Annotated in this window: 27 protein-coding genes; 16 read left to right on the top strand and 11 right to left on the bottom strand. The window is 37.7% G+C overall.

Going from position 1 to position 24,135, the window contains the following annotated elements:
• From CA265_13250 to CA265_13230, 5 genes are all read left to right on the top strand, one after another.
• Complete coding sequence (locus CA265_13250; protein ID ARS40573.1) at positions 1 to 459, top strand: hypothetical protein; 459 nt, start codon at positions 1 to 3, stop codon at positions 457 to 459.
• A gap of 63 nt (positions 460 to 522) precedes the next feature.
• Positions 523 to 843: a preprotein translocase subunit YajC gene (locus CA265_13245; protein ARS40572.1), complete on the top strand. Its 321-nt coding sequence runs from the start codon at positions 523 to 525 to the stop codon at positions 841 to 843.
• A 209-nt stretch (positions 844 to 1,052) separates the two neighbouring features.
• Complete coding sequence (locus tag CA265_13240) at positions 1,053 to 1,910, top strand: hypothetical protein (protein ARS42981.1); 858 nt, start codon at positions 1,053 to 1,055, stop codon at positions 1,908 to 1,910.
• Positions 1,910 to 2,527: a dephospho-CoA kinase gene (locus CA265_13235; protein ARS40571.1), complete on the top strand. Its 618-nt coding sequence runs from the start codon at positions 1,910 to 1,912 to the stop codon at positions 2,525 to 2,527. The genes CA265_13240 and CA265_13235 overlap by 1 nt, the downstream gene beginning before the upstream one ends.
• Positions 2,528 to 2,569: 42 nt before the next feature.
• Positions 2,570 to 3,511 (top strand): exonuclease, encoded by a 942-nt coding sequence (locus CA265_13230; protein ID ARS40570.1) that lies wholly within the window; start codon positions 2,570 to 2,572, stop codon positions 3,509 to 3,511.
• 274 nt (positions 3,512 to 3,785) lie between these two features.
• Here CA265_13230 and CA265_13225 read toward each other — a convergent pair whose 3' ends face one another.
• The 7 genes from CA265_13225 to CA265_13195 all read right to left on the bottom strand — a co-directional run bounded on the left by CA265_13225 (position 3,786) and on the right by CA265_13195 (position 8,206).
• Positions 3,786 to 4,391 carry a hypothetical protein gene (locus CA265_13225; GenBank protein ARS40569.1) on the bottom strand — a complete coding sequence of 202 codons (606 nt, stop codon included), beginning with the start codon at positions 4,389 to 4,391 and terminating at the stop codon, positions 3,786 to 3,788.
• 66 nt (positions 4,392 to 4,457) lie between these two features.
• On the bottom strand, positions 4,458 to 5,117 hold the full coding sequence (locus tag CA265_13220; GenBank protein ARS40568.1) for a hypothetical protein: 660 nt from the start codon (positions 5,115 to 5,117) through the stop codon (positions 4,458 to 4,460).
• Positions 5,118 to 5,128: 11 nt separating this feature from the next.
• Positions 5,129 to 5,734, bottom strand: coding sequence for a hypothetical protein (locus tag CA265_13215; GenBank protein ID ARS40567.1), 606 nt, complete (start codon positions 5,732 to 5,734; stop codon positions 5,129 to 5,131).
• A gap of 136 nt (positions 5,735 to 5,870) precedes the next feature.
• Entirely contained in the window at positions 5,871 to 6,587 is a 717-nt protein-coding gene (locus CA265_13210; GenBank protein ID ARS40566.1) for a zinc/iron permease, read from the bottom strand.
• 3 nt (positions 6,588 to 6,590) lie between these two features.
• Positions 6,591 to 7,154, bottom strand: coding sequence for a phosphatase PAP2 family protein (locus CA265_13205; protein ID ARS40565.1), 564 nt, complete (start codon positions 7,152 to 7,154; stop codon positions 6,591 to 6,593).
• A complete protein-coding gene (locus CA265_13200) occupies positions 7,151 to 7,882 on the bottom strand; it encodes an SAM-dependent methyltransferase (protein ID ARS40564.1) in 732 nt (243 codons plus the stop codon). The genes CA265_13205 and CA265_13200 overlap by 4 nt, the downstream gene beginning before the upstream one ends.
• A gap of 60 nt (positions 7,883 to 7,942) precedes the next feature.
• Positions 7,943 to 8,206: a hypothetical protein gene (locus CA265_13195; GenBank protein ID ARS40563.1), complete on the bottom strand. Its 264-nt coding sequence runs from the start codon at positions 8,204 to 8,206 to the stop codon at positions 7,943 to 7,945.
• A gap of 14 nt (positions 8,207 to 8,220) precedes the next feature.
• Between CA265_13195 and CA265_13190 the strand changes: the two genes are divergently transcribed.
• The 7 genes from CA265_13190 (at position 8,221) to CA265_13160 (ending at position 16,289) form a co-directional block, all read left to right on the top strand.
• A complete protein-coding gene (locus CA265_13190) occupies positions 8,221 to 9,606 on the top strand; it encodes a phosphoglucosamine mutase (GenBank protein ARS40562.1) in 1,386 nt (461 codons plus the stop codon).
• Positions 9,607 to 9,739: 133 nt separating this feature from the next.
• Positions 9,740 to 10,888 carry a cysteine desulfurase gene (locus CA265_13185; GenBank protein ID ARS40561.1) on the top strand — a complete coding sequence of 383 codons (1,149 nt, stop codon included), beginning with the start codon at positions 9,740 to 9,742 and terminating at the stop codon, positions 10,886 to 10,888.
• An 830-nt stretch (positions 10,889 to 11,718) separates the two neighbouring features.
• A complete protein-coding gene (locus CA265_13180; GenBank protein ID ARS40560.1) occupies positions 11,719 to 11,946 on the top strand; it encodes a hypothetical protein in 228 nt (75 codons plus the stop codon).
• A 344-nt stretch (positions 11,947 to 12,290) separates the two neighbouring features.
• Positions 12,291 to 12,494, top strand: coding sequence for a hypothetical protein (locus CA265_13175; protein ID ARS40559.1), 204 nt, complete (start codon positions 12,291 to 12,293; stop codon positions 12,492 to 12,494).
• 80 nt (positions 12,495 to 12,574) lie between these two features.
• Positions 12,575 to 13,474: an MBL fold metallo-hydrolase gene (locus CA265_13170; GenBank protein ARS40558.1), complete on the top strand. Its 900-nt coding sequence runs from the start codon at positions 12,575 to 12,577 to the stop codon at positions 13,472 to 13,474.
• A 428-nt stretch (positions 13,475 to 13,902) separates the two neighbouring features.
• Positions 13,903 to 15,228 carry a cytochrome ubiquinol oxidase subunit I gene (locus tag CA265_13165; protein ARS40557.1) on the top strand — a complete coding sequence of 442 codons (1,326 nt, stop codon included), beginning with the start codon at positions 13,903 to 13,905 and terminating at the stop codon, positions 15,226 to 15,228.
• A gap of 56 nt (positions 15,229 to 15,284) precedes the next feature.
• Positions 15,285 to 16,289, top strand: a complete 1,005-nt coding sequence (locus CA265_13160; protein ID ARS40556.1) for a cytochrome D ubiquinol oxidase subunit II — start codon at positions 15,285 to 15,287, stop codon at positions 16,287 to 16,289.
• Between the two features lie 182 nt (positions 16,290 to 16,471).
• Here CA265_13160 and CA265_13155 read toward each other — a convergent pair whose 3' ends face one another.
• From CA265_13155 to CA265_13145, 3 genes are all read right to left on the bottom strand, one after another.
• Positions 16,472 to 18,019: a peptidase M28 gene (locus tag CA265_13155; GenBank protein ID ARS40555.1), complete on the bottom strand. Its 1,548-nt coding sequence runs from the start codon at positions 18,017 to 18,019 to the stop codon at positions 16,472 to 16,474.
• 256 nt (positions 18,020 to 18,275) lie between these two features.
• Positions 18,276 to 18,740 (bottom strand): hypothetical protein, encoded by a 465-nt coding sequence (locus CA265_13150; protein ARS40554.1) that lies wholly within the window; start codon positions 18,738 to 18,740, stop codon positions 18,276 to 18,278.
• Positions 18,741 to 19,040: 300 nt separating this feature from the next.
• Entirely contained in the window at positions 19,041 to 19,886 is an 846-nt protein-coding gene (locus tag CA265_13145) for an acetyl-CoA carboxylase carboxyl transferase subunit beta (GenBank protein ARS40553.1), read from the bottom strand.
• A 302-nt stretch (positions 19,887 to 20,188) separates the two neighbouring features.
• Here CA265_13145 and CA265_13140 point away from each other — a divergent pair, with 302 nt between their 5' ends.
• From CA265_13140 to CA265_13125, 4 genes are all read left to right on the top strand, one after another.
• Positions 20,189 to 21,268, top strand: a complete 1,080-nt coding sequence (locus CA265_13140) for a class II fructose-bisphosphate aldolase (GenBank protein ARS40552.1) — start codon at positions 20,189 to 20,191, stop codon at positions 21,266 to 21,268.
• A 149-nt stretch (positions 21,269 to 21,417) separates the two neighbouring features.
• The gene (locus CA265_13135; GenBank protein ARS42980.1) at positions 21,418 to 21,924 is read left to right on the top strand and encodes a hypothetical protein; all 507 of its coding nucleotides are present in this window, start codon (positions 21,418 to 21,420) and stop codon (positions 21,922 to 21,924) included.
• A complete protein-coding gene (locus tag CA265_13130) occupies positions 21,899 to 22,321 on the top strand; it encodes a GNAT family N-acetyltransferase (GenBank protein ID ARS40551.1) in 423 nt (140 codons plus the stop codon). Before CA265_13135 ends, CA265_13130 begins: the two co-directional genes overlap by 26 nt.
• Before the next feature lie 124 nt (positions 22,322 to 22,445).
• On the top strand, positions 22,446 to 23,147 hold the full coding sequence (locus CA265_13125) for a hypothetical protein (protein ID ARS40550.1): 702 nt from the start codon (positions 22,446 to 22,448) through the stop codon (positions 23,145 to 23,147).
• Positions 23,148 to 23,252: 105 nt separating this feature from the next.
• On the opposite strand, the gene CA265_13120 is transcribed toward CA265_13125, so the two are convergent.
• Positions 23,253 to 24,113: a hydroxymethylglutaryl-CoA lyase gene (locus tag CA265_13120; protein ID ARS40549.1), complete on the bottom strand. Its 861-nt coding sequence runs from the start codon at positions 24,111 to 24,113 to the stop codon at positions 23,253 to 23,255.
• Between the last annotated feature and the right edge of the window lie 22 nt (positions 24,114 to 24,135).

Below are 24,135 nucleotides of genomic sequence, written 5' to 3'. Positions count from 1 at the left end.
ATGAAAAGAACATTTATCCTGGCTATTGCTGCACTTTCATTTGCAGCATGTCGCAATGCAAATAATCAAACTACCGAAACTGCAAAAGCTGTTTCGGTTGGCAACGATACATCAAAAACAGCTAAAGTTGCCCCTGCTGATGCCCCTGTTATTGTTTTCGAACGCGATATTTTCGATTTCGGTAAAATAACCCAGGGTGAAAAAGTTAAGCACGATTTTAAACTTAAAAATACAGGTAAAAGTCCGCTTATTGTTTCAAATGCAACCGCAACTTGTGGCTGTACCATTCCGCAGGTACCAGGCGAACCAATTTTACCAGGTAAAGAAGGGGTGATTAGCGTAGTTTTTAATAGCGAAGGTAAAATGGGCATGCAAGATAAGGTAGTCACCGTAACATCAAATGCAAATCCAACGATAACCACTGTTCATTTGGTAGGAGAGGTACTTGCTAAAAAATAAATTGGTCGATCATCTGTTAAACATGGATGACCAACTATTCACAAAAAAACAAATAAATAAGAAATGACATCAACAGTAATATTACAGGCAGCAGCAGGTGGTAGTAACATGCTAACTACAATTGTACCAATGGTACTCATCATGGTAGTTTTCTACTTTTTTATGATCCGCCCGCAAGTTAAAAAAGCTAAAGACCATAAAAAATTGGTTGAAGAATTAAAAAAAGGTGATAAAATTGTAACTACCGCAGGTATTCACGGTCGTATCGCCGATATGAACGAAACTACTTTTTTAATTGAGGTTGAAGGTGGTGTAAAGATCCGTTTCGATAAATCGGCAGTTTCTTTAGATGCAACCAAAGCAGTTGCAGCGCCTAAAGCTTAATAAATTAATAAAATTTAAGTGCAGTCCCGAAAACTTTCGGGACTGTTTTTGTTTTACTACATTTGATTAAATGCATTTTGGATAATATTTTTCCAGCTTACCGCTAACATTAATTTATTATGCCCTTCATTAGGTTAACGAAGATTGAAAAAAGACGTGTATTTAGCTTATTGGCTTGCTTGCTGCTGGCTATAGCTGCATGGCTTTTTATGGCATTAAACAACAAATATATTTATGTAGCGAAAACGGTTTTAGTTTTTAAAAATACACCTACCAAAAGAGCATTTTATCCCTTACAGTCTGATACAATAGATTTACAGGTAGAAGGAACAGGTTGGCAATTATTATTTGCCCGTTTAAGGATCAGTCCGCCTTCTGTTTCTGTTAATCTGAGCCAGCTCAATACCAAAGATTTTATCGTTTTTTCCGATCAGCTGTTTAATATCAACAGGCAGTTAGAAAGTACACAAAAGGTAATTTCTGTTAAACCCGACACCCTGTATTTCGATTTCACCAAGCGCGTAGTGAAAAAAGTGCCGGTAAAACTGGTTGATAAACTGAGTTTTGTAAAACAGTATGGCATTTCCAGCGAAATTGTCCTCAATCCTAAATATGTAAAGGTAGCCGGTCCCTTAGAAGAGCTTTCAAAAATAAAATTCTGGCCCACCGATACCCTTAAACAGGATAAAATACAGAGTAGCAGTACAACCAGAGTAGCTTTGCAGCATAGTATCCATAAAAATGTAAGCATTTATCCATCATCTGTAGAGGTTAAACTCCCTGTTGATGAATTTACTGAGAAAACGATTGAAGTACCATTAAAAATTACCAATAATAGAAGCTATAACAGCATTAAACTTTACCCAAAAAAGGTTAAGGTTTCGTTTTTAGTGGCATTAAGTAATTACGATCAGGTTGATGAGAGTTTTATTACGGCTACTATTGATGTTGATGAATGGCAAAATTTAAGGCATCATCAGTTTACAGTAAAAATAACCGAGTTTCCTGATTATTGTAAATTGGTGAGCGTCGTTCCTTCTAAAATAGATTTCATTGTAGAAAAATAATGTATAAAGTCGGTATTACAGGCGGTATAGGCAGTGGTAAAACCACGGCTTGCAAGGTTTTTGAAGTGTTGGGAATTCCGGTTTTTTATGCCGATACCGTTGCCAAAGCAATCATGTGCAAAGATGTTTTGTTGGTGGAGGGAGTTAAAGCTACTTTCGGAAAAGAAAGTTATCTCGACGATGGAAGGTTAAATAACAAACACATTGCTGATATCGTTTTTAACAATGAAGAAGAACTTGCAAAATTAAATGCACTGGTTCATCCTGCAGTTTTTAGGGCATTTGATGCCTGGGAAGAAACCATACCACCTAATACTCCATATACGCTTAAAGAAGCTGCTTTGCTTTTCGAAAGTGGTTCCTATAAGATGTGCGATACCACTATCCTGGTTACGGCCCCTTACGAAATTAAAATGAAGCGGGTAATGCAACGTGACGGGGTAACAGCCGGGCAGGTTAAAGCACGTATGGATAAACAGCTGAGCGACGAAGAAAAATCGAAAATGACCGATCATTTTATTATTAATGATGAGCAGCAATCCATAATCGAACAGGTTTTAGCTTTACATCAGGAATTTCTAAAGTCGGCCAAAGAATTTAAGAGCGGCAAGGCTTAATCAACTTAAATCATAACATCCTTAAATCCTTTCATCCTGATCATGATTTTAGAAGATTTCATTACCATTGCCCCAACAGGTTTGTACTGTGTTTACGGCGATTTTTACCTCGATCCACAACAGCCGGTTAAAGAAGCAGTGGTTTCACATGCCCATGGCGATCATGCTATTGGTGGCAGTCAGAATGTGTACTGTACGGCTGCTACAGCAACGTTTATGAAACACCGTTACCGCAAATTTGCAGCAGTTGATTTTTATACCAAAAATTATCATGAGCCGTTCAAAATAAAAGAGGTTACCATCACTTTTTATCCTGCCGGACATATTTTGGGCTCGGCACAGGTTTTAATGGAGTATAAGGGGATAAAATACCTCTATACCGGCGACTATAAGATTGAACCAGATAGTACCTGTGAACCTTTCGAATTCGTTGAAGCTGATGTATTGATTACGGAGAGTACCTTTGCCAATCCGGAAACCAAACATCCTTCACCAATAGACGAAATAAAAAAACTGAACGAAACCAAGGCGAATATTATGCTTGGTTCTTATGCTTTAGGTAAAAGCCAGCGGATAATCCAATTGCTCAATGAGCATTGCCCCACGAAGAACATAATGGTTCACCACAGTATTATGCCTTTTGTTAAAATCTATGAGGATTATGGTATGAAAGTAGGGAATTATAAAATGTACGATAGAAAGGTGATGAAAAATAATCAGGAACATCAGGTTTATATTGTACCACCCATGGTTTTTCACAGTTACCATAAGGCAATTAATGTCGTACGCGCCTTTGCCTCTGGATGGAAAAATCTGCAGCAACAAAACGGGATTTCACTTTATATTTCTGATCATGCTGATTGGGATGCGATTTTAGAAACAATAGAAAAAGTTAAACCAACTCAGGTATGGACTTTACATGGTGATGGTAAACAGCTTAAAGATTTTTTTAAAGACAAACTTGAAGTTAAAATACTCAATTAGTTGTGATAATTGGAGAGTGGCATTATATCGGCTGTTCGTTATACTGAACTTGTTTCAGGATCTTTAATCGATAATATATGAAAGAAGGCGAAGATTTTTACTTTAACGAAGATGGGTTAATGGTTTTTACCGAGGCCTACCATTTGAAGCGGGGTTATTGCTGTAAAAATAAATGTAAACACTGCCCCTGGGGTTATGGGAAGAAGAAAGAGAAGAAGTGATTCAGTTGGTAGTTGGCAATTTTCAGTTCACGTTTCTCAATTTTGTCTACAACTCATTTCTCCTTGCTAAAGCGAACATGTTCATAAATATCGGTTAGGGCTATATCAAAGCCCATCGAAACCAGACTTAGTACATCAGAAATCTCCTCGTGTTTATTGAGTATCCAGTTTTGCTCACCACTAGTATAATAAGCCTCTACCAACACAGATTCAGAATCGATCATAATATACTCTTGTAACGATGGAATATCTTTATACAGCTTAAATTTTTTGCCTCTATCGTAATTTTTGGTTGATGGAGATAGAATTTCGATGATTACAGTTGGTGAAATCGAGGTGTCTTCATCAAATTCACTATGCTTTAATCCATTACAATAGATGGAAATATCAGGGTAGGTGAATAATGTATTTTCGGGAATGCTCATTCGTTTATCACTTCCATAAGGTCTGCATGGCTTGCCTTTAAGTTTGTTTCCAATTTCAATAAAAACGTTGCTAAAAATCTCGTTATGATTATCACCAGCGCCAGACATGGCAAATATCTCACCCTGAAAATACTCATGTTTTACTGTTGATGCTTTTTCCATCTCCAGGTATTCCTCAATAGTATAATGCCTTTTTTGATAGGCTACAGCAGGTTCATTTACAATCTCATCCATAATCAATTTAGTGAATTTGCCCCAAAGGTTAATTGTTTTAATAGTTAATTGCAGTTGCGAATGGAATCAAATTGCAGTGTTAAAGGAAACATGGCTGTAAATATCACTTAAAGCTACATCAAACCCCATCGAAGCAAGTATTAACCTATCAGAAATCTCTTCATGTTTATTGAGTATCCAGTTTTGTTCATCATTCATATAATAAGCCTCTACCAACACAGATTCAGAATCGATCATAATATACTCTTGTAACGATGGAATATCTTTATACAGCTTGAATTTTTTGCCTCTATCGTAATTTTTGGTTGATGGAGATAGAATTTCAATGATTACAGTTGGTGAAATTGAGGTGTCTTCATCAAATTCACTATGCTTTAGCCCATTACAATAGATAGAAATATCAGGATAAGTGAATAACCCATTCTCGGGAATATTCATTCTCATATCACTTCCGAAAATGTAGCAAGACTTTCCTTTTAATTTACTGCCAACTGCTAGGAAAATATTGGTGAATATCCAGTTATGATTTTCACTGGCACCAGACATTGCAAATATCTCTCCCTGAAAATACTCATGTTTTACTGTCGATGCTTTTTCCATCTCCAGGTATTCCTCAATAGTATAATGCCTTTTTTGATAGGCTACAGCTGGTTCATTTACAATCTCATCCATAATCAATTTAGTGAATTTGCCCCAAAGGTTAATTGTTTTAATAGTTAATTGCATTTCGCATAGAATCAAATTGCAGTGTTAAAGGAAACATGGCTGTAAATATCACTTAAAGCTAAATCAAACCCCATCGAAGCAAGCCTTAGCCTATCAGAAAGCTCTTCATGTTTATTAAGTATCCAGTTTTGTTCATCACTAATATAATAAGCCTCTACCAACACAGATTCAGAATCGATCATAATATACTCTTGTAACGATGGAATATCTTTATACAGCTTAAATTTTTTGCTTCTATCGTAATTTTTGGTTGATGGAGATAGAATTTCGATGATTATGGTTGGTTGGAGTATAGTGTCTTTGTCTTCTGTTAAATGTTTAATTTCGTCACAATAGATAGAAATGTCTGGATAAGTAAATAAAGTGTTTTCCGGGATATTCATTCTCATACCACTTCCAAATGGTATGTATTTCGAACCTTTTAATTGTGAAAAAAGAAGCCCAAAAACATTTGAAAATATTAGATTATGGTTAAAAGCCGCACCAGACATGGCAAATATCTCACCCTGAAAATACTCATGTTTTACTGTCGATGCTTTTTCCATCTCCAGGTATTCCTCAATGGTATAATGCCTTTTTTGATAGGATACAGCAGGTTCATTTACAACATCATCCATATACGAATTTACAGATGTTTTATGTAAGGATAAATATTATAAACGATTAAGTGTTTAAAACGGGTATTGGTTGGTTAATCGGTTAACTGTTTAAATCGGTTAACTGCAAATTGGCAACTAAGAACTGCCAACTGAATTAATGTCCCGCAAAGAAACCAATCAATGCTACACCAATCCCCAATAAAACAGCAATCATCTTGCGGGTATTGATTTTATGATCGGCACTCGATTCGAATAAGATGGTGGTAGAAATATGTAGGAAAATACCGATTACAATGCCCATAATTTTATTGAAATAAGCATCAATGCCTCCAATAGTACCATTGCTTAAGCCAACACTTACATAAAAGCCCAGAGGCGCCATAATGGCAAACACAATCAGGTAAAATATAATGCTGCTTTTTTTGAAATGGTTCTGCATCAGTATACTGGCCAGTGCAAAAGCAGCCGGGATGTGGTGTAAAGAAATTCCGAAAATCAATTCGTTATGCTGTTCTTTTGCTAATGGCATTCCCTCTAAAAAAGCATGTAAACACAAACTGATCATAATCCCAAATGGAAAAACATGCCCGTCGTGATGTTTATGGATGTGGCCATGTTCTACACCTTCTGAAAATTGCTCCAGGAAAATTTGTAATAAGAAACCAATAAGGATAAAAACACCAATTTGCCATTTATCGGGGCCGCTGTAAGCATCAGGAATTAAATGTAAAACCGTAATGGCAAATAGATAGGCGCCACTAAAAGATAAAATTAGCTTAAGTAATTTAGACTTATCACTTTTCACCAAAAATATAGCGGTTCCACCTAAAAAGGCACAGAAAAAGAGTACACAGAGTTTCCAGATTTCCATAGGTTAAAAATCAGGTTGTAATTTTTTAAATATTCTAGAACAGATAATGCCTATTGTTATGCCTAACAGCGCGCCGGTGGTTACATCAACAGGGTAATGCACACCAACGTATACCTGCGCAAAACTGATAATAAACGCCCAGCAGATACCAATAGGTAAAATAGGTTTCCAGCGGCTATAAAAAAGGCAGATTAAAAAAACAGCTATAGCAAAATGATTGGTAGCGTGCGCAGAAGGGAAACTTAAGCCACTTCCACAAGGTACACGGTGGATGATATCGTTCGTTAAACTTAAATCATTGCAGGGCCTCACGCGAGATACCATAGGTTTTATCACCCTCGAGGCAATTAAATCACCCATAGCGAAGGTGAACAGTACCATGCCAATAATGTAATAACCTTGTTTTTTATACTGCTTGATACAAAACACAACAATAAAAAGGTAAAGTGGCGACCAAAAGAAACGGTTACGCATTAAAGGCATCAACCAGTCAAAAAAGCCGTTTGAAAGTCCACGGTGGATTTTCAAAAACAATTCTACATCAAATTGCTGAATGCTTTCTATCATGCTTTTTTACAGATTAAAATTAACCGGTCTGAGCTATTTTCGTCAAAATCAGCTAACCCATAGTCGCCGAAGGCTTTTTCGATAACCATCCCGGCCTTGTTCAACATGCGTTCAAAATCTTCAAAACTAAATGCCTGTACCCGCTCTTCGAAATTATAGACCTTTTGTTTGTCTTCGAAATTTATCTTTTTAATAATTTTCCCATCAATAACATTTTTGGTGATGTTGAAAGTTATACCATCAAGTGATTTCGTTTCGCAGGAATTTAAATTGCGGATGATCTTTTCCGTATTAAAATAATCGAGCACCAAAATACCTTCGGCTTTCAAACACTTGCGAAAAGTTTTAAGTGCATTTACGTGGTCTTTTTCTGTATCAAAATAACCAAAACTAGTAAATAGGTTTAAAGCCACATCAAAATAATTGATGTAAAACAGCCTTCGCATGTCGTGAACGAGGAAGTGTAATTTGCTGTTTTCGAATTGCCTGGCGTATTTAATGCTTTGTTCTGATAAATCTATTCCGGTAACATCGAATCCCTTTTTGTTCAGATAAATGGAGTGCCGGCCTTTGCCACAGGCAATATCCAACATTTTAGCATCCGTTTTCGGGTGTAGAAATTGCGTAAGTTTATCGATGAAAAACTCGGCTTCAGCATCATTTCGTTGTTGATAAAGAATATGATAATATGGCGAATTGAACCAATATTGAAACCACTTGCGCTGCATATAAAAGCCGTTTGTATCTTAAAAAGATGCAAATATAAGGTTTTACAATCGCTAGTAAAGTTAGAATATGTTTTTATGCAATAAAGTTGCAAGAATATTATGAATCGATTTTTTATAGTATGAAAAATGAAGCCATGATTCGTGCAAAAAATTGGTAATAAAAATCAGATTAAGCATTTCAATTAAACACACGTTTGTTTTTAATGCTTCAGCCAATCCTATAAAACTGATCGCATAAATAGATATAAAAACAATGTAAATTAACTTGCAGAAGCTCGGCAAAATAGCAGCTATCTTGTTTTTTTTCTTATTTTTGAGCCTCAATTAAATTATATACAGTGACTTTAATAAAATCAATTTCTGGAATACGAGGAACCATTGGCGGAAGAGCTGGAGACGGCTTAACCCCATTTGATATTGTGAAATTTACCGCTGCTTTTGGTAGCTGGGTGGTGCAAAAAACAGGCAATAAAAGAATAGTTTTAGGTCGCGATGCCCGTATCTCGGGTGAGATGGTGAATAACCTGGTTATCGGAACTTTACAAGGCCTGGGCATTGAGGTAATCGATTTAGGTTTATCTACTACGCCAACTGTAGAAGTGGCCGTACCTGATGAAAAAGCAGGTGGTGGTATCATTTTAACCGCAAGCCATAACCCAAAACAGTGGAATGCTTTAAAATTATTAAATGCCAGCGGAGAATTTATTAGCGATGCTGATGGAAAAGAAGTTTTAGATTTGGCGGAAAGTGCTGATTTTGATTTTGCTGATGTAGATAAATTAGGTAAAGTAATTAAAAACGATACCTATCTTCAAAAACATATCGATAAAGTTTTAGCATTACCATTGGTTGATGTTGAGGCGATTAAAAAAGCCGATTTTAAAGTCGTAATTGACTGTGTAAATTCAACAGGTGGTATTTTTATCCCTGCTTTATTAAAAGCTTTAGGCGTAAGTAAGGTGGTAGAATTATATTGTACACCAGACGGACATTTTCCGCACAATCCTGAACCACTTCCTGAAAATTTAACTGAAATATCGAAAGAGGTTCAGAAACAAAATGCCGATTTAGGTATTGTTGTTGATCCGGATGTTGACCGTTTATGTTTTGTAAACGAAGATGGCAGCATGTTTGGCGAAGAATATACTTTGGTGGCAGTTGCCGATTATGTATTGAAGAATACGCCGGGAAATACCGTTTCAAACCTTTCATCAACACGCGCTTTACGCGATGTAACTGAAAGCGCAGGCGCTGAGTATAATGCATCGGCAGTTGGAGAGGTGAATGTAGTAAACAAAATGAAAGCGACCAACGCCATTATTGGTGGTGAAGGAAATGGTGGTATTATCTACCCTGAATCGCATTATGGCAGAGATGCTTTAGTTGGTATTGCCTTATTTTTAACGCATTTAGCTAAATTTGGTAAATCAATTTCAGTATTGAGAAGCAGTTATCCGCAATACCATATTTCTAAAAACAAGATTACCCTTACGCCAGAAATGGATATCGATAATTTGTTGAAACAAGTAGAAGAGAAATATAAAAACCAGCCATACAGTACAATTGATGGTTTGAAGATAGAATTTGATAAAACTTGGGTACATTTGCGCCGTTCGAACACTGAGCCAATCATCAGGATTTACAGTGAGGCAGAAAATGAAACCATTGCCGAGAATTTGGCAAACAAAATTATTTCTGACATTAAAGAAATATTACACCTTTAATCCCTAGAGGATTTTAAGGTTGAAGCATATTGGTAAGGGTTTAATAAAACGATTAAACCCTTACCATTTAAAACGGAGGCTATGCTTAAAAATGAGGCTTCCGCAACACACTAACTTTTAAATATTCGTAGAAATGAAAAGGGTCTATTTAGATAATGCGGCCACAACGCCTTTAGATGCGGCAGTAATCGCAGAAATGACAAACGTGATGGAAAACTATTTCGGTAATCCATCTGCCATTCATGCGCTTGGTCGTGAGGTGAGAACGCTTGTAGAGAAAGCCCGTAAAACCGTTTCTGGTCTGTTAAATGCATCTCCATCCGAAATATTTTTCACTTCCGGAGGTACCGAGGCTGATAATACAGCTATCCGTTGTGGAATTTCAGCCTATGGAATTAAACATGCCATTACTTCAAAAATAGAACACCATGCTGTTGAGCATACCTTAAATACAATGCTTAAAAATGGTGAAATCGATAAATTAAGTTTCGTTAATATCGACGAAAAAGGGAATATCGATTATAACCATTTAGAGGAACTGCTTCAAAACAATGAGCGTACTTTCGTTTCATTAATGCATGCCAATAACGAGTTGGGTACACTGACTGATATGGTTAAAGTTGGGGATATCTGCGAGAAATACAATGCCATTTACCATGCCGATACGGTTCAAACCATGGGGCATTATCCGCACAATGTAAGAGACCTTAAAGCACATTTTATTGTTTGCGCAGCACACAAACTCCACGGGCCTAAAGGCGTAGGCTTTTTATATGTAAACAGTAACATTAAAATTCCACCGATGATTTATGGAGGTGCACAGGAGCGCAACATGCGCGGTGGTACAGAAAATGTTTACGGTATTGTGGGTTTGGCAAAGGCTTTAGAAATTGCTTATGCAGAAATGGATCAGCATCAGACCTATATTCAGGGCTTAAAAGATTATCTGAAAACACAATTAATCGCCGAAATCCCTGGAATTGCTTTTAATGGCGAAACCGAGGCCGATAAAAGTTTGTATACAGTATTGAATGTATCGTTTCCGGAGATGGATATGGCCGATATGTTGTTATTTAATTTAGATATCAATGGTATCTGTGCATCTGGCGGCAGTGCATGCTCTTCCGGTTCAAATATTGGTTCGCATGTGTTAAATGGTATCAATGCCGATCCGAACCGTCCTTCGGTGCGTTTCTCATTTAGCAAATACACGACAAAAGAAGAGTTAGATTACGTAATCGAAAAAGTTAAAATGGTAGTCAAGCAAAATGCTTTAGCTTAAAATATCATTAACCAAATAGGAGAGTCTCAATGAAAGTTGGGACTTTTTTTTGCATAAAAATTTTGCTGATTTTCTATTCTGCGCCTTGCAGCCTCAAATAGTTATGCTGGCTGTGCCACCTAAACCTGATCGGAACGAACACGAAGTAAAGTGAAGAGCAGGATTGTACCTGCCTAAATATCACTATGCTTGATTTCCAAAACAATAACCATAATTGAATCGATAGGAAAGTCTCAATGAAAATCGGAACTTTTTTGTAGGAAAAAATTTTAATCACGATTTTTTTTGGAAAGCAAAGACAGCATTTCATTTTAAGGTTAGTCCTGCTTTCCATTTCAAATCCTCGCCCGATGAAAATCGGGCTGCGGGTTTTCCATTTCAATCAGGTTTACAAACTGAAACCAGTGCTGCTATTGAGGGTTTAATGGTATGGCGCCTGATCTATTCTGCACCTTACAACTCCAAATAGTTATGCTGGCTGTGCCACCTAAACCTGATCGGAACGAACATGGAGCGTAGCGAAGTAAAGTGAAGAGCAGGACGGTATTAGCCTAATGGCACTGTGGCTGATTTCCAAAATAAACAATCAATTTTGAATTCATCTGCTACTCACTATTTAAGCTAGAAAAAACTCTTGCAAAACTCAGAAATAAAACTTATATTTAATTAAGATAAAGGCAATCCACGCCATTTTAATGTAGTTCCAGAACGAAACCTTATCAAATTCCCCGTGGTATAAGGTTAAGCAAATTTTTAATAGCTTTTTTTACTTATGCATTGTGCAGTTAGAAAGGCATTCTGATTAAAATTGTTAACCCTGAAAACTAACCATGTTTTCAACAATCTATATCGTCATGGAAAAGAGCCAAAAAAATCAAAATCTAGAGAACGCGAAGCAGGAAGAAAAATTAAATGAAGAAAGGAAACACATTTACAAGTTTATCCTTAATCCATTTTCGTTTGAATCTTCAAATCATTTCAACAAAATCCATAAAAGAAGATTTCATTCTTTCGGTTGCATTCATGAATTAGGAAAACTTCCCGGAGCAATGTTGTAATTGCGACAGATAAACATAATTAATTTATACAAGTGGCTTTTCTGAGGAGAGGCAGATACTTCTTTGTGCAAACACTTTGGTTGATTACCAAACAACCAATATGATTGTATACACCTAGTCTTAGCGTCTCGCTAAGACTTTATTTTTGCTCGCACTGGTCTTAGCGTCTCGCTAAGACTTTATTTTTTCTACTGAAACGTAAAGAACAAGATTAATTGATAGACCTGAGGTCTTAGCGAGACGCTAAGACCAGAAATTGGTCAGCAATAATCCCATTCCCAAAACAACTAAGAAAAACAATCTTATTTTTCACTTGTTTCTTTAATACATCAATTTACAATACTATGGAAACAAATAAAGAAAAAGGTAAAGTTGTTGAAAACGATTTACTTGATAAAACAGCAGAAGATATTAAAGCGGATAGAACATTAGATGAAAACAAATCATCGAAAGTGTCAACCAATTTGTTTAATAAAGATAAAGACCGTAAAAACAATTCGTTTGGTCCGGGGCACGAGCCGGGCACCACACCAGGTTCGGGAATATAATTGCCCGGAATATAATTTACGAACAAAATGATTAAATTTAAACCACGGCATTTGCTGTGGTTTTTTAGCTACATCCCAAAATGGAAAGAAGAAATTTTATCAAAAATTCGGCATTGGCGATGGCCTTGCTGTCAGTTTATAAAACAGATGTTTTTGCACAGCAAGAACTGTTGCGCGCTTATAACTTTAAAGCATTGCGCAATAATGTAGGTATATTTACCGAGCAGGGTGGTACAATCGGGTGGTTAAATTCGAGTAATGGATTTGTGGTGGTAGATGCACAATTTCCAACTTCGGCACCCCACGTGATCGAAGAACTAAAGAAATTAGGTGATAAACCTTTCAAATACCTGATTAATACCCACCACCATGGCGATCATACCGCCGGGAATATTTCATTTAAAGGTTTGGCTGAAAAAGTTGTGGCGCATCAAAACTCGCTGGTGAACCAGAAAAGAGGAGCAGAGAAAGCAAATAATTTAGACAAACAATTATTACCCGATACTACTTTTGGGACAAAATGGACGGCAAAAGTAGGAGACGAAAACATAAAAGCTTACTATTATGGCTCTGGTCATACCAATGGCGATGCTGTTTATCATTTTGAGCACGCAAATATTGCACATGTAGGCGATTTGGTGTTCAATCGTAAATTTCCTTATATCGACAGAGAAAATGGCGCACACATCGGCAATTGGATTACTGCACTGGATAAAATTTTAGCCCAGTTTGATAACGATACCTTATTTATCTGGGGGCATAGCTTAGATCCTGAAAAAGTGACCGGAAACAAAGCAGATGTTAAAGCTTTTCAAAATTACCTTCAAAACCTTTTAACTTTTGTAAGCGGAGAGATTAAAGCCGGCAAAAGCAAAGAAGACATCTTAAAAGCGACAACCATTCCAAATGCATCAGAATGGAAGGGTGAAGGTATTCAAAGAAGTTTAGGTGCCGCTTATGATGAGTTGAAAGGGGTTTAGAAGACTTTCGTCATTGCGAGAAGGCTTTTTCAGCCGACGAAGCAATCTTATAAGCGGTAATTATTATTGTGCCCTAATTTATTGGAAAGTAATTTTCTTGCTAATAAATTTTTGACTGAATTAATTCCATGGACAATCTTTCAACTCAGATACCATTGAAAGAATCCAATAGAATGATCGTCATTCCCAATCAAGTTGGGAATGACGATTCCATGCAATATATAATTCATTACCACCCTGTCATTCGTTATAAAATAAATTATCCTTCAGGATGACAACCTTGGAATTTGGTGTTCATGTAAGAACAACCAAATCTTTTTTCAATTTATAAACGTTCTATATTTAAAATAATCCTTTCAACGTCATTGAATTACCGTAGGCTTTAGTCTTTAACAACTATATTTGTTACAATTCAAAATCTACAGCTCATGGATGATTTTATCGCAGCCCGTTCCCAGATGGCCTTATCACTAGGCTTCCACATCATTTTTTCCTGTATTGGCATGGTTATGCCTTTCTTTATGGCTGTTTCGCATTATAAATGGCTTAAAACAAACGATGAGGTGTATAAAAACCTCACTAAAGCCTGGAGTAAAGGTGTAGCCATATTTTTTGCTACCGGAGCGGTATCAGGCACCATGTTATCTTTCGAACTTGGTTTGTTGTGGCCAAAATTTATGGATCATGCAGGACCCATATTTGGTATGCCTTTTTCGCTTGAGGGAACAGCCTTTTTTATCGAAGCCATAGCCCTTGGTTTTTTCTTGTACGGCTGGAATAAGTTAAATAAATGGTTTCATTGGTTTACCGGCATGGTGGTAGGCGTAAGTGGTTTAGCTTCCGGAATATTGGTGGTTGCTGCAAATGCCTGGATGAACAGTCCGGCGGGTTTTGATTTTGTAAACGGGCAATACCTTAATATCGATCCCATACAGGCCATGTTCAATAAAGCATGGTTTAGTCAGGCTTTACACATGTGTTTAGCCGCATTTACCGCTACAGGCTTCGCTGTGGCTGGTGTACATGCTTTAATGATCCTGAGAGACCGCAATGCAGCGTTTCACTTAAAAGCTTTTAAAATTGCGGCCATATTTGCCTGTATTGGTGCTTTGCTGCAGCCTTTAAGTGGCGATATTTCGGCAAAAGATGTAGCCAAAAGGCAGCCTGCTAAACTCGCTGCGATGGAAGCTTTGTATAAAACTGAAAAACCTGCTCCACTCTTAATTGGTGGCATTGTGAATGAAAAAGATAAAACGGTAAAAGGTGCAATCGAAATCCCCGGTGCTTTAAGTTTTCTGGCCCATGGCGATTTCCAGGCTGAGGTTAAGGGACTGGATCAGATTCCTGAAAACGAACATCCGCCGGTGGCCATTACCCATTATGCTTTTCAGATTATGGTTGGGATTGGTACACTGCTGCTCTTAGTATCCTTAACTTATTTCTTCATCTTATTTAAAAAGAAACCTTTAACCGAAAAACGTTGGTTATTAAAGCTATTCGTTATAGCCATTCCGCTTGGTTATATCGCTTTAGAGGCAGGCTGGGTAGTTACAGAGGTTGGGAGGCAGCCCTGGATTATTTACGGCATTATGCGTACTAAGGATGCGGTTACACCGATGCCTGGTATTGCTTACTCCTTTTATATCTTCTCGGCCATTTACGTTTCGTTAAGCATCATAGTAACATTCTTGCTTTACCGGCAGATAAAAATGGTGCCCGTGCTGTATAATAAAACTGAAGAAAATAATCATTAACCACGGATGAAATTATGATCTGTGAAATCAAAACATCGGTGTAATCATTTTCAGATATGAAAGACGTTGTCATTACATTTTTATGCATGGCCATTCTGCTCTACTTTTTATTGGGTGGGGCTGATTTTGGTGCAGGGATTATCGAACTGTTTACTTCTACAAAAAACAGGAGCAGAACACGTAAAACCTTGTACCATGCCATTGGTCCGGTTTGGGAAGCCAACCACATGTGGCTGATTATTGCCATTGTGATTCTTTTTGTGGGTTTCCCACATATTTATACCACCATGTCGGTTTATCTGCATATTCCGTTGGCGATTATGCTCATCGGGATTATCGCGCGGGGTACTGCTTTTGTATTCCGTCATTACGATGCAGTCAAAGATGATATGCATTGGCTTTATAACCGCATATTCCGGTATTCGAGTTTTGTTACCGCACTTTTTCTGGGTATTATTGCCGGAAGCTTAATTTCGGGGCATATAAACACACAGGCGACTGATTTCTATACCGCCTATATTTCGGGCTGGCTGAATTGGTTTTCTGTCGCTGTAGGCTTATTTACGGTTGCACTTTGTGGTTTTCTTGCCGCGATTTACCTGATAGGTGAAACAAAAGAAGTTCATGATAAACGCCGTTTCATTAAAAAAGCCGAATTTATGAATGTAGCTGCGGTAGTTTTTGGCGCGATGGTTTTTATGGCTGCCCAAAGGGATGGAATTCCTTTGATCGACTGGGTTTTTAAAAGTAATGTAGGTTTATCAGCCATTATCCTGGCGAGTTTATCGCTGATTTTGTTATGGTACTTACTGCTTAGGGGTAAAACCAAGGTATTGCGTATTTTGGCTGGCTTTCAGGTCACTATGATTCTATTGGCCATTAGTTATGCGCATTTTCCAAATTTTATCCGTTTAAAAAACGGAGATGCCATTTCACTTCTCGAAACCGTAGGACCTGAAAAAACAATTTATAGCTTGGGTTTAGCTCTTTTACTGGGCAGTGTGTTGATTTTACCTTTTTTGGGCTATTTGTTTTATAAGTTTCAGAAGAAAGAGGAGTAAAAGAGATATACATTAAGAAAAATCGTCATCTCGACTGAAGCGCAGTCCCGAACGTTCGGGAGAGAGATCTACCTAGATAGGTTTCTCGACTGCGTTGCACTCCGCTCGAAATGACGATCCGAGGTAACAAAAAAAAGCACCTGTTTCCAAGTGCTCCTTTAAAAATGTATTTAAATCTTTAGCTACAATCCACCTTTTCTATTCGATTTCGTTTGTACCGGCCAGGTAGCTGGTTTTCCGGTACGCTCGTTTACAGGTAAATCTGTCGCTTTTTCATTTGAGGTTTTCTCAGGATCTTCGCAGGCCATATAAACCATAATGGCGGCTAAAATTACATTGCTTCTGATTTCGTCGAAAACCAGTTTATCGTAACTGTCGCGGTTGGTGTGCCAGGTATAGGTACCATAATCCCAGCTGGTAGAGCTTAAGGAGTAACCCAAGGCTCCGGCCGCAACAAAAGAGGCAAAGTCTGATCCTCCGGCACCCGGCGATCCAGGAAAAATGGTTTTGATCTGGTTTTTAATCGTATCTGGAACTGCTGCCAGCCAACGGGTAATGTAATCTTTTGATTTAGCAAAGCCTTGTCCGCCAATATTTACTACGCGGCCTGTACCATTATCCTGGTTAAACAATGCCTGAAGATTACCTACAATCTCCGGATGATCTTCTACAAAGGCCCTAGAGCCATTTAAACCTTGTTCTTCGCTTCCCCAATGGCCAACCAGGATGGTGCGTTTTGGATTAGGATAAAATTTCTTTAGAATGCGCATGGCTTCCATCATTAAAATGGTACCAGAACCGTTATCAGTAGCGCCGCTTGCCCCATCCCAGGAATCGAAATGTGCCGACAGCATTACATACTCATTTGGTTTCTGTGTGCCTTTGATTTCGGCTAGGGTATTGAAGGTAGGTACTACGCCTAATTTTTTAGCTTCTGCTTCAATTCTCAGTTTAGGTTTATCACCGTTCAATGCCAGGCGGTAAACTAAGCCATAATCTTCAACTGATAAATCTAAGGTTGGGATTTTTTTAGTGTTTGCACCAAAAATTTTATCTACACCAAAACCCTGCGACCAGTTATTGATCACTACGGCTACTGCACCTGCATTTTCTATGGCTAAAGGAAGTGTTTTTGCGGTTAAACCAGTTTTGGCAATGCTGGCTGTCCACGCTTTGGCGGCATCGGCCTTTTCCTTTTTAAACTTTTCGAACAAATCTTTGGTGGCAAATTCTTCCCAGTTTTTTTCTGGTCGGCCAGATAGTTGATTCATCGAAATCAATACGATTTTACCTTTTACATTTGGCAACCATTTTTGAAAAGCTACCGAATCTGTAATTTCTGGGAGAATAATCGCTTCTGCATTAATGGTTTTACCATTTGTAGAAGGACTCCAGGCCAATTGCGTACCTTCTAAGGTTCTCACCCGTGGACTTATTAAATCGATGTGTGTAATGCCCCTTTCCCAGCCAGCCCATTCGCCCCATTTTTCATTTTTTGCAGAGATACCCCAACCTGTATATTTTTTTACGGCCCAGTCGTTGGCTTGTTTCATTTGTGGTGAACCAACTAAACGAGGTCCAACAACATCTAAAAGTTCGTGAGCAAGTTTCTCCAATTGAGAATTTTCGTTCACTTCTTTAACAATATTGTCGATTATTTTTTTGTCTTGCGCGAATATGCAGGTTGAAGTGCATAGCAATAGCGCAGAAAATAGTAGTTTTTTATTCATAATTAGTTAGGGTTGATTATTTGATAAGCTAATTTATGAAATAAGGAGTAGGGTTGAAGGATGTTAATGGAAATGTTGCAAGAATCGGTGTGGGGCTGTATCATAAACCTAATTTCTCCAGATTTTGTCACGTTGAGCCCGTCGAAACACCTTTTATGTTGTTATGGAGCGTACTTCTACATGAAAAACTTATATGATAAAACATTCTCCTCCTGGTCACTTCTTCTTTTTTTCCTACATCCCTTGGCTATTAATCCTAAAAACTACTTTTCTGTATCTTATCATGAAAGGGCAAATACTCAGCAAGTGCAGCCGAGCCATACCAATTGTATAATTCTGGTTCCAATAATTTGGCTTTTATGGCCGGATCGCTTTCCAGTAATTGTTTGGCTTCTTCGATCGATTTTGTATTTAATACAAAAATACCGCGGTAATTTTTGTCGTTTTTACCCATCGGGCCAGCAACTACGAGTTTTTGCGCTTCAACCATTTTGCCCATGTTTGCCATATGGCCTGCGAATAAACTATCTGTTTTGGCTTTTGTTGCTGTGGTGTTTGTGCCTGATTTCAAAATAACGAGCACATACATTTTCATACCATAGTTATCGGCACCAAGTTTTTTAGCTAAGGCTTCATCGTAAGGCACTTTAGCTTTTTTCTCCTGCGCTAGTGTGGCGAAAGTAATGGTGATTAGGGAGATTAACAGGAATATCTTTTTCATTTTAGTTATGGTTTGGTTAGTTTAAAAATAAGAAAAAATATGGTGTATTTTATTCCCATCCCTCGGAGGGGTGCCCGAAGGGCGGGGTGGTTTAATGCTTTTGGTGGAAGTATCCCCTCTAAAGAACTACAACACTATTTAATTAAACCTGATTGCCGCGGTCCCGATGTAAAATCGGGAGAAGCAAAAAAGCAGGACCGAATTAACCTAAGTTATTCAAGCCCTGCTTTTCTAAATATTATGAATTCATTTTTTGGCACCCAGACCAATGAATTAATGGCTAATGAACTATTGAACCAGCTAGTTGTTCATCATTTTAATAAAAGCGCCCAGTTTAGCTTTCATGGCTCTTCTATCTACAATAAAATCGAGGAAGCCGTGCTCGAGAACGAACTCTGAAGTCTGGAAACCTTTCGGTAAATCTTTTTTAATGGTTTCTTTAATTACCCGCGGACCAGCGAAACCGATCAGTGCGCCCGGTTCTGCGATATTGATATCGCCTAACATCGCATATGATGCCGTTACACCACCTGTAGTTGGGTCGGTTAATAAAGAGATGTATGGCACTTTAGCCTGGCCTAATAAGGCGAGTTTGGCTGATGTTTTAGCCATTTGCATTAATGAAAATGCGGCTTCCATCATACGTGCACCACCTGATTTAGAAATCATCAGGAAGGGCACTTTATGTTTAATGCTGTAATCGATCGATCTTGCAATCTTTTCACCTACAACTGATCCCATTGAACCGCCGATAAAAGCGAAATCCATACAGGCAATTACCAGGTCTTGACCTTCAATTTTACCTACACCCGCACGGATAGCATCTTTTAAGCCTGTTTTAGCCTGACTTTCTTTAATTCTATCGGTGTAAGGTTTGTTATCGTTAAAGTTTAAAGGGTCGCCTGATGTTAGGTTAGGGAACAGCTCTTTAAATTCGTTATTATCAAATAAAACCTCGAAATATTCTTTTGAGCCTACTCTCAGGTGGTAATCACAGTAATGGCAAACGTATTTGTTTTCCTGAAGTTCTGCCTGATGTAGCGGTTTTTTACAATTTGGACATTTATTCCACAACCCATCTGGTGCTTCTTTTTTCTCCTCTGTTGTAGTAATGATACCTTTTTTTTCTCTCTTAAACCAAGCCATATAATTTTTTGAAGAATTGGATTGCAAAGAAACGAAAAATATAATAAAGTCGAACCTTATTAAATGTAAAAATACTTTATGGTGAGTTGGTTGATAATCAATTGTTGAAATAATTGAAAACTGGTATTTGCTTATGGCCAACTGCGAATTGTAAACTTAAGTGTGTCTTTTTTACACTAAGGATAATGTGTTTTTTACACTAAATAGGCCTTATTTTGCTGCTAGGCAAATAATTCTGTTGTCAGAAAAGCTTGGAATGTTATTTTTTTTTATAACTTCGGACTTAATAAAATTAACAAGAAATGAGTTTAAAAGGCTACAAAGGCGTAATTTACGGAGATGCCGTTCAAGAATTGTTTGAGCAGGCTAAAAAACATCAGTTTGCTTTACCAGCAGTTAACGTAACCGGTACAAATACGGTTAATGCGGTATTGGAAACTGCTAAGGCAGTAAATTCGCCTGTTATGATTCAATTATCTAATGGAGGTGCACAGTTTTATGCCGGCAAATCTTTAGATAATGAGAAATTGCAAGCATGTATTTTAGGTGCTGTATCGGCAGCTAAACATGTACATTTATTGGCAGAGCATTATGGTGTTGCCGTGGTTTTACATACTGACCACGCCGCTAAAAAATTATTGCCTTGGATTGATGGACTTTTAGACCACGGTGAAAAATTCTTCGCTGAAACCGGAAAACCTTTGTTTTCATCACACATGTTGGATTTATCGGAAGAGTCGATCGAAGAAAACATGGAAATTTCTGCTAAATACTTAGCACGCATGGCTAAAATGAATATGACTATCGAAATCGAACTTGGTGTTACAGGTGGTGAGGAAGATGGTGTGGATAACAGCGATGTAGACAGCTCTAAATTATATACCCAGCCTAGCGAAGTGGCTTATGCTTACGAAGAATTAAGTAAAGTTTCGCCTCGTTTTACTGTGGCTGCTGCTTTTGGCAACGTACACGGTGTTTATAAACCAGGTAACGTAAAATTGCAACCGGTAATTTTGAAAAACTCTCAGGATTTTATCAAAGAAAAATTTAGCTTAACTGCAGAGAAACCAATCAATTTTGTATTCCACGGTGGTTCTGGTTCTACCCAGGAAGAAATCAGGGAAGCAATTTCTTATGGTGCAATTAAAATGAATATCGATACCGATATGCAATGGGCATTTTGGGAAGGTATTTTAGAATACTACAAAAAGAACGAAGCTTATCTTCAAGGCCAGATTGGTAACCCTGATGGTGATGATAAACCAAATAAAAAATACTACGATCCACGCGTTTGGTTACGTAAAGGTGAAGAAACTTTCGTGAAGCGTTTAACTACTGCTTTCGAAGATCTAAACTGTATTAATGTAAACGACAAGCTTTAAGGGAGTAAAAAATGTCGTAAAGTTGAAAGGTTTTAACGTTGCAACAATTTTAACATTACAACTTTTCAACTAAAAACAAAAGCGCCATGGGTTTAAAAACTTATGGCGCTTTTGTTTGTTTTATGGTATATTTAAGCAAACAAATTGTAATGGCAAAATCTAAAAAGGATACCAAAAGAAATAATTTTTTCGAGAAATTCGCAAATGCAGCAACCAAGTTTACCGGTAGTTCTGTTGCGTTTATAGCCGCTACGGCAATTGTAGTTCTGTGGGCGGTAACAGGTCCGCTTTTCGATTATTCTGAAACCTGGCAATTGGTGATTAATACGGGTACCACCATCATTACCTTTTTAATGGTTTTTTTAATCCAAAAGGCACAGAATAAAGATGGTAAAGCCATTCAGCTAAAATTAAATGAACTGATTGCGGCACAGCAAGGCGCCAGCAACCGCATGGTAGATATTGAAGACCTGAGTGAAAAAGAATTAGACCAATTGCATAAATTTTACGTTACGATTGCCACACTTGCCAAAAAAGAGGCCGATATTCATTGCTCGCATTCGATTGATGTGGCCAAAGAGCTTAATGAAATGAAATTAAAATCGAATAAACACTTTAAACACCACGATAATGAGTCTACAAGTTCAAAAAGTTAATCATCCCGAAGATTTAGATAAAGTATTTGCTATCCGTAAGATTGTATTTGTAGAAGAACAGAACTGTCCGCCGGAACTGGAATGGGAACATGAAGAGGAGTCGGTACATTTTCTGGCTACCAGTAACGGACAGCCTTGTGGTGCCTGCAGATGGCGTAAAACGGATAATGGTTACAAGTTAGAACGTTTTGCGGTTTTAAAAGATTTTAGAGGACAGGGAGTTGGCCGTGCGCTCATAGCAGAAGCTTTATCTGATTTGCCGGAGGATGCGCATTATATTTACCTGAATTCGCAACTGGATGCCATGAGTTTGTATGCCAAATTTGGTTTTGTAGCTGAAGGCGAGCAATTTGAGGAAGCCGGGATACAGCATTTTAAAATGGTGAAAAAGGTTTAAGTTTTAAATACCAGTTTTGCTACTTAAGTTAAGCCAATAGCCCGGATACAATCTAATTAGACTGAAAAAATAGTATTGGTCTCACTATAAACTAAATTAATCGTAAAATACCTTGCTCGCACTAATGAAAAGAATACTCTTGACATTATCATTTTTTGGAATGGTAATGGCATCAAAGGCCCAGAAAATTGATACAGTCTATTTTGATTCAAAATGGGTAAAAACCGATAAGGCAAATAAACATTACTATAGAGTAATAAAAGAGGATACAGATCATAAAAGTTTCTTTATAAAAGATTTTTATAACACAGGTGCAATTCAAATGGAGGGAACTTATTCTTCACTTAATCCTGATATTAAAAATGGAAATTTCGTTTGGTTTTACCCAGATGGAAAGAAAAAAATGGAATCTGTATTTAAGCAAAACGAAATGATTAAAGTTGCAGAATGGGACGAAAGTGGTGAGTTAAAAAAAGGCCCTGATGTTGTTAAGGTAACAAATTCAATAACAGGTGAAAAAGGAATGGCATTCATCGAACGGGCACCATCTTATAAAGGGGGAATTTCTGCACTTATGGAATTTATTTCAAAAAATACAAAATACCCAAGGGAATTGGAAAAAGAGGGAGTAACAGGTAAAGTAGTTGTTCGCTTTACTGTAACCAAAGATGGTGATGTTATCGATCCGCAAGTAATTAATAGTGTTCATCCACTTTTAGATGCTGAGGCTGTCCGTGTTGTAAAATTGATGAAAAAATGGGAGCCCGGTAAGCAAGATGGAAAGTTTATTGATGTGAAATTCACTCTTCCTTTTAATTTTAACTAACTACCACTGAAATCCACATGTGGATGATCTTTGATATTCACTTAATGTTAAAAGATCGTAATACTTATTCCGTGTAAATCGGTGCTTCCGTGGCGAAAAATAGGCTTACCCAAATATCTTCCCTGATAAAACCATCGCCTCGTTCCACTTATCCATATTCAGATTCAACTTTTCTCCTTTCATATTCAAAAAGGTAATTACATCTTCGGTTGCAATGTTACCGGTGAGGTCATCTGCAGCCATAGGGCAGCCACCAAAACCTTTTAAAGCCGAATCAATACGTTTTACGCCCGAATGATAAGCCGCTTCTATCTTTTCGAAACGCTCAGCAGGAGTGGAGTGCAAATGAATGCCAATTTCTGTATTGCTAAACCTGGAAATGAGTTTAGGAAGAATATTTTCTATCTTTTCCGGTGTCGAAATGCCTACTGTGTCAGCTAACGACAAAATTTCGACTCCTCTACTTACCAGTACATCAGCCCACTTTTCTACAATTTCGTAATTCCATTTGTCGCCATAAGGATTACCAAAACCCATTGACAGATAAACCACTGCTTTTTTATTGTTTTTGGCGCACAAAGAGAGCATTTCTTCCACCGTATTTAATGATTGTGCGATACTTGAATTGGTGTTGCGCTGCTGGAAGGTTTCTGAGATCGAAAATGGAAAACCAAGGTAATTTACCGCTTGATGTTTTACAGCGTCTTCTACGCCTCTTAAATTGGCTACAATGGCCAAAAGTTTGGTAGAAGTATTGCTTAAATCCAATTGTGCCAAAACTTCGGCTGTATCGGCCATTTGCGGAATGGCTTTTGGCGACACAAAACTTCCAAAATCGAGCGTGTCGAAACCAACCTGTAACAAAAGGTTTAAATATTCGGCCTTAAGTTTGGTTGGAACAAAATCGTGTAGTCCCTGCATGGCATCACGTGGACATTCTACTAATTTGAAGTTGTTTTGGCTCATGTTTTTGGTTTAACCTCAAAAT

This window comes from Sphingobacteriaceae bacterium GW460-11-11-14-LB5, assembly GCA_002151545.1.
GTDB lineage: Bacteria > Bacteroidota > Bacteroidia > Sphingobacteriales > Sphingobacteriaceae > Pedobacter.
This window is presented reverse-complemented; position numbering and strand designations above follow the sequence as displayed.

Coding starts and splice junctions, on each gene's coding strand:
- CA265_13140 (ARS40552.1), top strand. CDS start 20,189: ATGAGTTTAAAAGGCTACAAAGGCGTAATTTACGGAGATGCCGTTCAA.
- CA265_13135 (ARS42980.1), top strand. CDS start 21,418: ATGGCAAAATCTAAAAAGGATACCAAAAGAAATAATTTTTTCGAGAAA.
- CA265_13120 (ARS40549.1), bottom strand. CDS start 24,113: ATGAGCCAAAACAACTTCAAATTAGTAGAATGTCCACGTGATGCCATG.
- CA265_13145 (ARS40553.1), bottom strand. CDS start 19,886: ATGGCTTGGTTTAAGAGAGAAAAAAAAGGTATCATTACTACAACAGAG.
- CA265_13220 (ARS40568.1), bottom strand. CDS start 5,117: ATGCAATTAACTATTAAAACAATTAACCTTTGGGGCAAATTCACTAAA.
- CA265_13240 (ARS42981.1), top strand. CDS start 1,053: ATGGCATTAAACAACAAATATATTTATGTAGCGAAAACGGTTTTAGTT.
- CA265_13250 (ARS40573.1), top strand. CDS start 1: ATGAAAAGAACATTTATCCTGGCTATTGCTGCACTTTCATTTGCAGCA.
- CA265_13175 (ARS40559.1), top strand. CDS start 12,291: ATGGAAACAAATAAAGAAAAAGGTAAAGTTGTTGAAAACGATTTACTT.
- CA265_13125 (ARS40550.1), top strand. CDS start 22,446: ATGAAAAGAATACTCTTGACATTATCATTTTTTGGAATGGTAATGGCA.
- CA265_13245 (ARS40572.1), top strand. CDS start 523: ATGACATCAACAGTAATATTACAGGCAGCAGCAGGTGGTAGTAACATG.
- CA265_13200 (ARS40564.1), bottom strand. CDS start 7,882: ATGCAGCGCAAGTGGTTTCAATATTGGTTCAATTCGCCATATTATCAT.
- CA265_13155 (ARS40555.1), bottom strand. CDS start 18,019: ATGAATAAAAAACTACTATTTTCTGCGCTATTGCTATGCACTTCAACC.
- CA265_13180 (ARS40560.1), top strand. CDS start 11,719: ATGTTTTCAACAATCTATATCGTCATGGAAAAGAGCCAAAAAAATCAA.
- CA265_13130 (ARS40551.1), top strand. CDS start 21,899: ATGAGTCTACAAGTTCAAAAAGTTAATCATCCCGAAGATTTAGATAAA.
- CA265_13185 (ARS40561.1), top strand. CDS start 9,740: ATGAAAAGGGTCTATTTAGATAATGCGGCCACAACGCCTTTAGATGCG.
- CA265_13205 (ARS40565.1), bottom strand. CDS start 7,154: ATGATAGAAAGCATTCAGCAATTTGATGTAGAATTGTTTTTGAAAATC.
- CA265_13210 (ARS40566.1), bottom strand. CDS start 6,587: ATGGAAATCTGGAAACTCTGTGTACTCTTTTTCTGTGCCTTTTTAGGT.
- CA265_13165 (ARS40557.1), top strand. CDS start 13,903: ATGGATGATTTTATCGCAGCCCGTTCCCAGATGGCCTTATCACTAGGC.
- CA265_13160 (ARS40556.1), top strand. CDS start 15,285: ATGAAAGACGTTGTCATTACATTTTTATGCATGGCCATTCTGCTCTAC.
- CA265_13215 (ARS40567.1), bottom strand. CDS start 5,734: ATGGATGATGTTGTAAATGAACCTGCTGTATCCTATCAAAAAAGGCAT.
- CA265_13235 (ARS40571.1), top strand. CDS start 1,910: ATGTATAAAGTCGGTATTACAGGCGGTATAGGCAGTGGTAAAACCACG.
- CA265_13170 (ARS40558.1), top strand. CDS start 12,575: ATGGAAAGAAGAAATTTTATCAAAAATTCGGCATTGGCGATGGCCTTG.
- CA265_13225 (ARS40569.1), bottom strand. CDS start 4,391: ATGGATGAGATTGTAAATGAACCTGCTGTAGCCTATCAAAAAAGGCAT.
- CA265_13150 (ARS40554.1), bottom strand. CDS start 18,740: ATGAAAAAGATATTCCTGTTAATCTCCCTAATCACCATTACTTTCGCC.
- CA265_13230 (ARS40570.1), top strand. CDS start 2,570: ATGATTTTAGAAGATTTCATTACCATTGCCCCAACAGGTTTGTACTGT.